The organism is Bathymodiolus japonicus methanotrophic gill symbiont, assembly GCF_019721995.1.
Taxonomy (GTDB): domain Bacteria; phylum Pseudomonadota; class Gammaproteobacteria; order Methylococcales; family Methylomonadaceae; genus Methyloprofundus.
This window is the reverse complement of sequence record NZ_BLYC01000081.1, coordinates 1-9,744: the sequence shown is the minus strand read 5'-3', so window position 1 is coordinate 9,744 and position 9,744 is coordinate 1. Positions and strand designations below refer to the sequence as shown.

Genomic DNA, 9,744 nt, shown 5'->3' with positions numbered 1-9,744 from the left:
ATTATCAAAAAGCGCAGTCCTCCTGGTCTTCAGGCATAACTATCCTGCTAAAGCCATAAACTGCTTATAAGCAGGAATATTTTCCTCAGACAATTGCCCCTTTCGGATGATATGTGCCGTTTGAATTCCATCAATTGTTGCTTGGGCGGAGTGAAACGCTTTAAAGCCCATCATCGGTTTTGTTATTTTTTTGATAAAGCGATCGCTGAAAATCAGGGAAACGTAGCCTAAGCGAAGTGATGATTTTTAGCGTAAAGAAAAGATGCCATCATTAACAAAACTGAAGTTTCCCAATAATTATTTATGGTAAAATTGAAACTATGCTACAACTATATGAAAAAAATAGTCTTTTCATTCGTTAGCATTGTGTATTTCAGCTACTCAATAATTGGGAAACTTCAGTCTATCAATACCTTCGCCAAAATGAAAATACACTCATTTTCATGGATTTTACAGACTATAGGCGCGCCACCGCGCGCCTCTGATAGATTTTGAGCAAGGCTGTGCAAATATAACATTATATAAGGGCTATCAGGTGAAACTAAGAGAAGGACTATCTGCACTATCTAAATCTTCTCCGTATGCGGTTACAACAAATCTAAGAGCTGATTTTCCCGAGTTTGATGCTTTAAAAAAGTATCTTTTCGTAGAAACAGATATTGAGCGCGAATTCAGAAAAAGAATTCAAAGCTTAGAACCGAATCAGATATTATTTTTGTGTGGAAGTAGTGGTGATGGAAAGTCAGAAATTATGACTAGGTATAATCGTCAATATAGTGAATGCATTGATTTTCACTTAGATGCCACGCATAGCTTTCATCCAAAAATGACAGCTATTGATACGCTGGATAAAGTATTCTCCAAGCATAAAGAAAATGGGCGGCCTTTAGCTGTAGGCATTAATATTGGTATGTTGGGAAACTATGCTGAAGAAGGTTCAGGGCAACATGATGATATTCGCCAAACAATCAAGAAATTTCTAAATACAAAAAAAGCCGATCAGAATAATTGCTTTTATCTTGATTTCGAATTATTCCCTAAATTTGATTTATCAGCAGATGATAATACTTCTGACTTCTTGAAACAACTCTTGACTAAAGTTACTGCAAGTACGGATGATAATCCTATTTTTAGGATGTACAAGAAAGAGCAGGGTATAGGAGATACAATTCTTTGTACTAATTACCAGCTACTTTCTATTACTCAAGTTCAAGATGTCATTTTTGATCTTTTATTAAAAGCCAGGCTAGAAAAAGATCAGTTTATAAGCACAAGATCATTACTTGATTTTATTCATATATTGTTAGCAGGACCAGGTTATATATTTGATAACCTATTTAGTGACAGTGACAATGAACTGGGAATGAAAATCACAGACTTTGATCCTTGTGCAATTCGAAGTAAAAACTTAGATATGTTTATACTTCAACGTCAACTGGAATTACCATCTGAAGAATTTGAACAGTTTTCAAGGGATTTACTTGACTATAAAATTAACTATGCCCGTAAAAAAGTAAAGGAGTATTCATTGGTCAGGCTATTTTATCTGCTTAAAGATTTAGATTTTTCAAATAATTTCCATCATAAATTCAAAAAGGAATTCAATGACTCTTTGATTGAAAATTACGCTAATTACGCTAATTTTTGGAATTTGAATAGTAATTATGACGGTGAATTAAAAGAAAAAGCTGAATTAAAAGCATTTTACAAGAATGTAGTACTGGCATCGATTAATCTCTATGCAAATAGAAATTCAAAAAATTTAGATGGGGATGAGTTTTTTATTTCAGCTCACGGCAACTGGCAATTAACTGCCAAGTTAGAGTTAAGTGTTGATTATGGTGCCATCAAGAAATCAGAAGAGCTAAAACTAGGGTATTTTAATGCTTATGTTAAGGTGGCTGATAAACAGCTAGAACCTATTCCAATTAGCATTAATTTACTGGATTTAATGTATCGGATAGTCAGAGGTTACCGGCCAAATAAGCATGATAAAAACACGGTTGTTCTGTTGGATGAAATTGTTGATCAAATAGTTGAGATTGCAAATGCTTCAAATATTTTGTACTTACATGATAATAATTTGAGAATAAAGTTAAAACAAGTTGATGAAGATGACATTGAGGTGGAGTATAGACATGTCAAATATTAGGGAAGACCTGCCTCAGTCAGTTGATAATGTAAATGCGAAGAATACATTAAATAGCTATTTCCCAGTAAGAACAAAGGACAGGTCTGGGGCATTTGATTGGGAGGCTGTTATTGGATTTGTGATTAAATTAATTTATAGAAAAGAATTATTGATTGATGATATTGAAGAATTCAAAATTATTTGTGTAAAGAATTTTAATGAAAAACTAGATAATACAGGGTTTGTTAAATACTTAGACAAAATGTATTTTTCAGGAAATAGTCTTTTCAATATTGCTCCTGAATTACTTCTGTTTAAGGCAAAAAAAGTGAAAGGAAATACGCCAAATGCTCGTTTAGGCGAAATGTTTGCAAGTATTTTACAGGATAAGTTTATAACCAAAGAGACGGTTGTTCAGCATAATTTTTTAGAGCAAATTATTGTTGATGAACTTCAAAATAACATTAAAAATAGTGACTATTCTGAACCATCAAAGAAGATAATTAATGAGGAGCCATACTTACCATTTATCTATGAGGTCTTTGGTAGTGACCTCGTGTTTTTGAGTGAACATCCCAAATATTTCCTAGGCACGTTATCTCAGTTTTTAAAGTTATATGCCTATTTATACACTGCCCAGTTAGCACTCAACATAAGTAGTTGGAGAGAAGGTGAGCCTTCGCCCAAGCCTTTATATTTTATATTAGATACTGAAAAAGCAAGCGCTGAACGTATGCATATTAGAGATGATGGTCATGAAAAAGTGCATACCGCACTATTTAAAATATTCCCATTTTTATCAATGTCTGAAAGTTTACAACCAGCAAAAAAACAAAAGATTCCAATTTGGAAATTATCTAGATCCTTGTCAAGTTCAGATACCATTATTTTAAGCAATTTCGCTCAGGCATTTAAGGAAGAAAGAGGATTGACTTCGATCATCTCTGACGTTAGTACACCTAATGAAGCATTAAATGTTTTACTGAATCTTGGTATGGAACAATTTGAAAGAGGACAGTCTCGTTACGAGATTAATGTTAATTATGTTAAAGCGATAGAGACAGAACTTTGCAGTCACTTTATCCAATCGAGGGGGCGAGCAGGACGAGTACTCGTTATCAATCAGGATTACCTTTTATTGTTAACTAATATATCAATAGGAGATCGTAAAAAACTAAGGTTTCTTGAATTACTTGAAGCTTTTAAAAAGCGTGGTGTATTTTTTGATAAGAGGTCACAACAGGCTCTTATACAGTTTTATGAACGTATTGGAAATGTTGAGCGTATGAGTGATAGTGGAGAGGCCGTTTATGTCTGTAAAACGATTTGAAGAATTTTTAGCCGAACAGTTTTTTGTATGGGCTAAAAAAGGGCTGAGGACTGGTTTTCGCTATCAATTTAAATCACCGAATACGGATTATTGTGAACGTTTATTCAATGTCATAGAAAAAAATTGTACTGGCTCACTGACCGTTAATGATACAAGTATTTCATTTATAGAGTATGGAGATAAAAAACTTTTAACGGTTCTTCATAGTGAAGATTCATTAGATGCTAACGGTTTTACTGAAAATTTTATCTCGATGTTGCGGGATGAAGTTTCTTCTCAAGTTGGTGAAATGTTTGGTTGTGCGATGTTAGTTATTCATAACAGCCTTCTTGATACTCTTATAAATAGCGCACAAGACTTGGCTCAGCCTGGAGGTGTATGGCATCCCAAAACAATCAAACTGGCTTTGAAGGCACTAATTGATGAAAAAGATAGTGGCAGAGATGTGTCTGAAGGTCTTTTAGATTATCAGTTTAATGTCATCGAAGAAGATGGTGCAACAATGTTTGGTTTTGAAGCATTGTACGCTGCTGTCTGTGATGGGGATATTTTATTTAGCGAATTGGATTTATTTAATGATCCCATGATTTTTGAGATGGATAGCAAACCTGAACAGATTCGAAAACGTCTAGAAGAAAATAGAAAACTGTTTGATCAAGTCTCAAGTGTGGTTGAAAATTATCCTGAGGCCTTAGTCGACAATCTTCCTGACATGGGAAAAAAGTTTATAAATGAGTACTTTCAGGGGGAAGATAAACAGGGGTGGCAGCAAGTTACTTATGTTGACTACCGGAATGAGCAGGAAAAAAATAGAGCTAAATTACTTGAGTTAGAATCAGAGTATTCTGTAGGGGTTCAGGTAATAGTAATAGCAAAATCAAAAGCAGACACAAAGGCAGGTAAACGAAATCGTCATATTTTATTGGTCGTACCAGAAGGCACTACAGAATTTGATTTAGAGGCATCTTTTGTTGGTGGCTCTATAGACAATAGTGAAATAAAGATTATTGCTAACACAACTATTCGGCCATTAATTAACCATAAATTAACTCGTGGCCCTAATCGTAGCAAAATAGTTATTAGGGGGGGATTTATTCAATCTCCCGTTTTTTTTCGCTTTGATGTCAATCGAGACAAAACATCGGAGAAATACCAATTTCACTGCCTTGTCTTGCAAGAGAGCCTATTTAATATTGATGATTTTCGACATATTTTTTTAGTAGATGACAAGAAACAAAGGCTTATTCTTCAAACGGCAGAAAGCTGTCTGATTCTGAATCCAGAGCTCGAAAGTAGTTTTGAATTAAGTGAACTTACTCAATGTATTGATGTAAATGAAGTAGGCACTCTAAACTTTCAAAAGATGTCCAATGAATCTGATGAAGTTGAGTTCACTTTAAAAAATAAAGATGTATCGTTAGATTTTTATATTGAAGGGGCTGTTGCAACTGAAGCGCTGACATTGCCCTTATTATTAGATAAAGACCGTTGTATTCGATTCTTTAAAGATGATTATTTTGGTGTTTTTAATAGAGCTAAAAGCAAAGTACTTATTGATAATAAGGAAGTGTCTCCAAAGGGACGACGGTTAACGTTACTCCAAAGAGAAGAGGACATTCTCCATGGTGACCTTTTGTATTGCCGAGATGAAGCTAAACAAGTCTTTACTATTGAAAATCTACAAGCGACTTATCCTGAACTATCAGATGCATATAAAGCATTATTTGATCATTTAAAACAGCTGCGTAGTCTGATATCTCTTGCATCATGGGGAGTGTTATTCACTAGCTTAATCACAAAAGTTATTGAAAAATATCACAAGGCTTTATCAGAAATTCTTGAGAATGAACTACTAAATAATGATCAAAAAATATTGTTAAAAATTGGGATTTGGGAAAATGAAGGTGATAAATGGTTAACTCCTTTCCATCCTGTTGTTATGGCCTATTACTTGAATTTAGCAAAAGAAATTGAGGCGAATAGCAAGAGATTTTCAACGCTCCCCTCAGTAACTATTAATAGACTCAACCCTCAAGGTTTAATACCTTTTTTATATGATACTAAATCTAATTTCACTTACTCACGGATTGAGCGAGACAATGCAATGTGGACACAACTTGTTTCGCAGAAGGAAACTAGCTATGCCTTTGTAAGAAGGTTAGTCAAAGATAAAGTGACAGAATTTAAAGCTGCATTTTCAGCATTATTTTCTGGTAGTAAAAAATCCCCATTAATAATTAATTCAATAAATAATGGTAATAATCGGGATCTATTTCTTGGGCTGGTTGACTATATGAGAGCTCAGGTAGGTGGAAGCCAAATTATTCATGTCAATTTATACGATAAAGAATTAGCCCCTTGTGAATTTGATTATTTTTCAGAGACATCCAGTTATGATGATATTAAACTTAGGTATGGATTTGACAAAGATAAAGCCAGAGAGAATGCAGATGTTGTAATTGACTTACTTCGTACACGACTAACTTATAGTAAATTTACAATAGATGAGTCCATACAGGAATATGCACATCTAAGCTTTTTTAGAAACAATGAAGAGGTAGAAGTAATACAAGTAGATATTGACGAAGAAGAGTGTGGTGTTATTTGTCGAGGGCTAATAAGTGGTGACGCATCCTATTCGAAGCAGCAAAGCTATATTACAGGGTTTGGTTTAAGGGGACTGGATTATAGTAATCAACTACACTTAAAAATCACAAAACTGTTCAGTACATTATTAAAGCCAGCTGAAAAAGACAATTGCACTTACAGGTCATCAAGTGCAATTTCTTTGGCAGTCAGTGATAACTTCAAAACACTTCTGGAGCGGTCCTATGATAGTTCAATCTGGACTACTATTATCGATCCAAGGGTTACATTAGATTTTTTTGAAAGCAGCAAAGATGTAGTTCTGATTCACTACTCTGATCAATACACAAATTCAGCTAGCTATGATGCAATAACAGTTAGCCGACAAACTGATCTTTACAATAAAATACTAGAAAAGGATGATGGTGGAATTATTGGGGAGTTTAATGCCTTTAATGGTGAATGGCTCCTCAAAATGATAACTGCTGATAAAAGAATAAGAAAAGAGCGTAAAGGAATTTTAGGCGCTTATAAATTCCTAAACTGCCTGATAAAAGATTCAGATATCACTTGGGTGCCACTATCCATTGGCGAAGTCATTCGTGTGTCAGGAAATATAGGTCTAAAAATATCTGATAGTGACTTTTCTCGAAATGTAAATGGTTATAAGTCAGGTGCAATCTCTGATGATGTGCTTTTTGTTGGATTTAAAGATCAAAAAATGTATCTTCTTCCTTTGGAAGTAAAAACTGGCAGTCGGCCAGATTATAAAAAAGCTGTTTTACAAGCGAAGGAACTGAAGCGTTACCTTACTGAGGATATTTTGGGGCAAGATAGTTTTTCTGGTGGTTTGTTTCGAGGGTTATTTATCAGACAAGTGTTGATGCAAATAGATAAATACCAGCTTTATAAAATATATAGTAATGATTACTTTAAAGATTTTTTAGACACTAAGGAATGGTGGCTTCAAGGGGAATATGAATTAGCAGAGGTCGATAATTATCCGCATGGAATAGTTATCGCTCACGTAGAAAATAGTAGTTGTTTTGAACCGAAATTTGAAGAAGTCGATAAAATATTAAAAATAGAATTACCAATGAGTTTGCTAGCTAATTTAGTTAGTACCCCATTACAAAAATTGATGTCAGATGAGCTTCCTTCTGCTTTAAGTTACTGCCCAGAGAAGTACCTTTTGAAGCCATTTGATAGTTCCCCTGAAATAGACATAGAAGCTTTCAAACCTATTAAGGATAATAGCGAGGTAATGGAAAAGAAAAATAATGAAAGCCTAAAAAGTAACCTAAAGAAAGAACAAGTTCCTACAATTAAAATGCCAGAAGAGTCATTAAATATTTTGGTGGGACATGAGGTACTTAATAATAACCCTATTTACTGGGAGCCAACAAATACTGCTAAATATATGAATCCTAATGCAGGGATCATTGGCACAATGGGTACTGGAAAAACGCAGTGTACCAAGTCAGTTATTACACAACTCTATCGTAATCAAGATAACAATGTTGATGGCAAGCCGGTAGGTGTGTTGATATTTGATTATAAGTCAGATTATGTGGATGATAAATTTTGTGAAGCGACTCAAGCTAAGAAATTTAAATTATTCAAGCTTCCATATAACCCTTTGAGCTTATATGGAGATACACCTATGCTGCCAATTCATACGGCAGTAGGTTTTTCAGAAACCATGACTCGATCATTTGGTTTAGGCAAAAAACAGCAATTAAAATTAGAAAATTTAATTCTCAAAGCATACAGTCTAGCTGGAATCATGCAAGAGAACCCTAATACATGGAATAAACCAGCACCAACTATTGAAAATATATGGGACTTATTTCTGGATCAGGAAAAAGTAGAGGAAGATTCTTTGTATGCCGCTTTATCGAAGCTAGCACGCTTTAAAATATTCGAAACTAATCCTGAAAAGATGATGAGTCTATTTGAACTAATTGATAGTGTTGTAGTAATTGAGTTGGCTGGTTATCCGAGTGAAGTACAAAACCTCATTGTGGCGCTAACACTTGATCTTTTTTACTCGCAAATGCAGAAAAAAGGTAAGCCTGAGGTTAGAGGTGACTTTAGACAATTAAATAAACTTATTTTAGTTGATGAAGCTGATAATTTTATGTCTCAAAACTTTCCTTCTTTAAGAAAGGTTTTAAAAGAAGGTAGGGAATATGGGGTAGGTATAGTGTTATCAACTCAGGATATTACTCATTTTAAAACGGGAGAAAATGATTATTCAAGATACATCCTCAGCTGGGTTATACATCGAGTTTCTCAAATTAAAAATCAGGATATTAAGGCTTTGTTTAATATTGATAACAAAAGTGAGCAAGAAGAATTAATGAGCTCTATACGAGGATTAGAAAAGCACTATTCACTATATGTGGATGGTGATAAAAATATTAAAAAAATAAAAGATAAGGCTTTTTGGGAGCTTTGATGATGGTTCTGTCGCAATAATTATCAAAAGCGCAGACCTCCTGGTCTTCAGGCATAACTATCCTGCTAAAGCCATAAACTGCTTATAAGCAGGAATATTTTCCTCAGACAACTGTCCCTTTCGGATCATATGTGCCGTTTCAATTCCATCGCTGAAAATCATGGAAACGGAGCTTAGCGAAGTGGTGATTTTTAGTCCCTGATAGGCGACAGGGCAATTCGCTGATTCGACGTGTGCTAGCAGCACGCGAGAGGAGCAAGAATTGCATTCCGAATAGCCGTCCAGCCAGAGAGGTAGTAATGACGAAGCGGCTTTTGTGCGTAGTCGTTGCGGATGCAGGGCGTTCAGGGCATCTCCCATCCGCTGCGTAGGTGAACGAATTATGGCGACAGAACCGTTTTTCCTGAGCACCTTTACGAAGATTTTGCTTCAGGTACTAAGGATGAACGACAAGGGCTTATGGCTTGTCTAAAAGCCTTACGTGAAGGTGATACGCTGATTGTGTGGAAGTTAGACCCGCTTAGGTCGTAATTTTAGGCGCGCCATGCTACCTCACGAAATTCCGGGACTCCTGTCGCCGTAATTCGTTCACCTACGCAGCGAATAGGAGATGCTCCAGCCGCCCTGCGTCCGCCACAGACTGAGCACAAAGCAGCTCAGTCATGGCTACCACAAATGGCTCTACGGCTATTCGGGATAAAATTTTAGCCACCCTCGCGCGCTATCGCGCACTTCGGATTGGCAAATTTCCCTGCGCCTTCTGGAGACTATCATCCCGTCCGGGGCTGACAGCGAAGGCATTTAATCAATACAGTGTATGACTTATCCGTAAGCGTCAATTCTCTCCACCTAGACAAGCTACCCCAATTACTTTAGAGGCTTAATTTTTTCAATCAAGTTCCAGGGCAAAAACTGATCCAGTGCTTCTGGTTCATAATGCCTACCCAGCTTGGGTAGTTCAGTTAATAGGTATTTCAGGTAATCAAAAGGTTGCAGGTTATTAGCAATGGCTGTTTGCACAAGACTGTAAAGTAGTGCGCTGGCATTTGCACCGCGTGGTGTCTGGTTAAACAGCCAGTTTTTACGTCCAATCACAAACGGTTTGATATGCCGTTCAGCTGCATTATTATCAATTTGTATATTACCGTCATCAATATAGCGGATCAAGCTACCCCACTGGTTATAGCACCCCAAAGAGTCAAGACAGATTTTTCAACAATCCTTATTCCATATTCC

At 35.8% G+C, this 9,744-nt stretch carries 4 protein-coding genes and 4 pseudogenes; 5 read left to right on the top strand and 3 right to left on the bottom strand.

Features of this window, described 5'->3' with window-relative positions:
- Nucleotides 1-39: 39 nt before the first annotated feature.
- Nucleotides 40-201 (bottom strand): annotated as a pseudogene (locus K6984_RS29150) (IS6 family transposase); the annotation flags it as partial.
- A gap of 334 nt (nt 202-535) precedes the next feature.
- Between K6984_RS29150 and dptF the strand changes: the two are divergent.
- From dptF to dptH, 3 genes are read left to right on the top strand one after another with little or no spacing between them, the layout of a single operon-like run.
- Entirely contained in the window at nt 536-2,152 is a 1,617-nt protein-coding gene (dptF, locus tag K6984_RS29145) for a DNA phosphorothioation-dependent restriction protein DptF (protein WP_221898488.1), read from the top strand.
- On the top strand, nt 2,139-3,461 hold the full coding sequence (gene dptG / locus K6984_RS29140) for a DNA phosphorothioation-dependent restriction protein DptG (RefSeq protein ID WP_221898487.1): 1,323 nt from the start codon (nt 2,139-2,141) through the stop codon (nt 3,459-3,461). The genes dptF and dptG overlap by 14 nt, the downstream gene beginning before the upstream one ends.
- Nucleotides 3,442-8,508 carry a DNA phosphorothioation-dependent restriction protein DptH gene (gene dptH / locus K6984_RS29135; RefSeq protein ID WP_221898486.1) on the top strand — a complete coding sequence of 1,689 codons (5,067 nt, stop codon included), beginning with the start codon at nt 3,442-3,444 and terminating at the stop codon, nt 8,506-8,508. The genes dptG and dptH overlap by 20 nt, the downstream gene beginning before the upstream one ends.
- A 57-nt stretch (nt 8,509-8,565) precedes the next feature.
- On the opposite strand, the pseudogene K6984_RS36835 reads toward dptH, so the two are convergent.
- Nucleotides 8,566-8,655: pseudogene (locus K6984_RS36835) on the bottom strand (IS6 family transposase); the annotation flags it as partial.
- Nucleotides 8,656-8,910: 255 nt separating this feature from the next.
- Between K6984_RS36835 and K6984_RS29125 the strand changes: the two are divergent.
- Both K6984_RS29125 and K6984_RS29120 read left to right on the top strand, forming a co-directional pair.
- A pseudogene (locus K6984_RS29125) lies at nt 8,911-9,046 on the top strand (recombinase family protein); the annotation flags it as partial.
- A 124-nt stretch (nt 9,047-9,170) separates the two neighbouring features.
- Complete coding sequence (locus K6984_RS29120; protein ID WP_221898484.1) at nt 9,171-9,329, top strand: hypothetical protein; 159 nt, start codon at nt 9,171-9,173, stop codon at nt 9,327-9,329.
- A gap of 46 nt (nt 9,330-9,375) precedes the next feature.
- Here the strand turns inward: K6984_RS29120 and K6984_RS29115 are convergent.
- Nucleotides 9,376-9,690 (bottom strand): annotated as a pseudogene (locus K6984_RS29115) (IS66 family transposase); the annotation flags it as partial.
- Between the last annotated feature and the right edge of the window lie 54 nt (nt 9,691-9,744).